Annotated in this window: 2 protein-coding genes; one reads left to right on the top strand and one right to left on the bottom strand. The window is 30.5% G+C overall.

Annotated elements, in window-relative coordinates; translation table 11 throughout:
* On the bottom strand, positions 1 to 121 hold a 121-nt coding region (locus ACO409_RS10830; RefSeq protein ID WP_485557156.1), incomplete at its 3' end, for a CtsR family transcriptional regulator.
* A 319-nt stretch (positions 122 to 440) separates the two neighbouring features.
* Between ACO409_RS10830 and ACO409_RS10825 the strand changes: the two genes are divergently transcribed.
* Positions 441 to 1,544 carry a hypothetical protein gene (locus ACO409_RS10825; RefSeq protein WP_485557154.1) on the top strand — a complete coding sequence of 368 codons (1,104 nt, stop codon included), beginning with the start codon at positions 441 to 443 and terminating at the stop codon, positions 1,542 to 1,544.
* Positions 1,545 to 1,799: the final 255 nt, after the last annotated feature.

Genomic DNA, 1,799 nt, shown 5'->3' with positions numbered 1-1,799 from the left:
GACTAGGAACAACCTGAAAGGTATCTGCCAACTGACTCCGTTGCAACTCCACAATTCCAGATTGATCTAAAATCGCCTTGATGTAGGCCTCAATATGATCCGATGTATTTTTAAATCTCATTACAAACCCACCTCTCTCTTTAAACCTTGACTATCTTTGACTATACTATCATTTAACACTCTATAAGTCAAATTTTTAGAGCTCAGCCCTTGAAAATACTGACTTTCTTTAAAAACATTTAGGCATTAAATCGCCTTAGTTTTTCTTGAAAGTTCCTAAAAAAGTCCACAAAAAAGAGCCCTGAAAAGGGCGTAACATTGACGAGTTCAGCAGGCAAGAACTAGCACCTTTGAAGGTGCTTTTTTATTCATCTAATCAATTATCAATAATAATGTTACAATAACTATAATATAAACAATAACTTTCTGAAAGGATTAACATGGATAAGATAGAAATGATTTCTTTTTCAATCCTACTTGATGAAGTTGCTGAAGTAAGGCAACTGCTTGAAAATATTGTAAGTTTGGATAAGACAGTTTATCCAGAACTATCAATAGGTATCCTTCCTTTTGTATCATCTCTCTGTGATGGAATACTAAAGTTTTTACCCAGAGATGTTCATAGTGATTTTCCAAATATTGGAGAACAGGAATTTCAAAAAATAATATCTAGTGTCCGAGTGAGTTATAAGCAATACTCTGATAAAAAATTTAGCAAGGCTAACAAACTGATACTTGAAATAGAGAGACGCTTTTATTCACAAATGGTAGAAAATTACAATTTATTTCAAAAACTCGTAATCAATATTTTTGGACAACATGATTTAGGGGTATATTACTTCAACGAAATTCCATACGCTAACACTAACCAATATCATATTTACCTAGAAAGTATTTTATCGAAAACTGATAAAAAGGATATTCCCTATTTTGATAAAAGAGCTACTGATTTATTTTTTGAATTTAGCAAAGCTTTAGGAACTTTAATTAATTCAGTAAATCAAAAAACTATTAAGAAGCCTACAATCCAGGATATTAAAATTGAAAACTTTGAACAACGTGATTTTTTCTTATTTGAATCTAAAAGAAGGAATTTTTTAACAGGAGTTCTGCCTACGGGCACTCAGTTATTCTTATTTAACATATTATGCCAGAATAATTTTGTAGTACATATTATGCCAAGTGTCTTAAAATCAAAAAATTACTTTTTTACACGCTCGCTAAGCCAATGCTATTTAGTTAGTATTACAGCCTTACGCTTGATTCTTAATAAGGAAAGCTCTTTATTTCCTGATTTCCAACGGGAGGAAGTTGTTGATATCCTTGATCGCAAAGAAAAAGTTTTTAACTTCCGACAAGATTTTAGAAATAATATATTTCATTATAAAATTTCAAATGTCCCATTACAAATATTTACCAATCCCCCGAAATTCTTTGAAGAACTGATTGAATTTCATTCCTCAAAAAATTTTAAAGAGTATCAAAAACTATTATTGGAAGAAATCTTAAAAATAAATGACATAATCAATTCATTTATCAATTGAAAATTAGGTCTTATTTCAGAAAAATAGTTTCATCTCAATTCTATTTTAGAAAAACTAATACTTTTTTCTAAAAACAATAAGTTTTTACCCCCTTTTTCTCTGAACATCTCCGACTTGGAAAAAGTTCCCTTCACCGGTACCCTAATGGGCAGAAAGATTTTTTAAAAGGTGGGGGGGAGTCAATATCCTTTCAATTCCAAAAATCTTTTAGCGATTACCTTTCTACGGCTATTTATATAACGAGTAGTTTTATTT

The organism is Leptotrichia sp. (assembly GCF_057270615.1).
This window is presented reverse-complemented; position numbering and strand designations above follow the sequence as displayed.

What these genes read in the sequence shown, in the direction of transcription:
- ACO409_RS10825 (WP_485557154.1), top strand. Translation starts at nt 441, where the DNA reads ATGGATAAGATAGAAATGATTTCTTTTTCAATCCTACTTGATGAAGTT.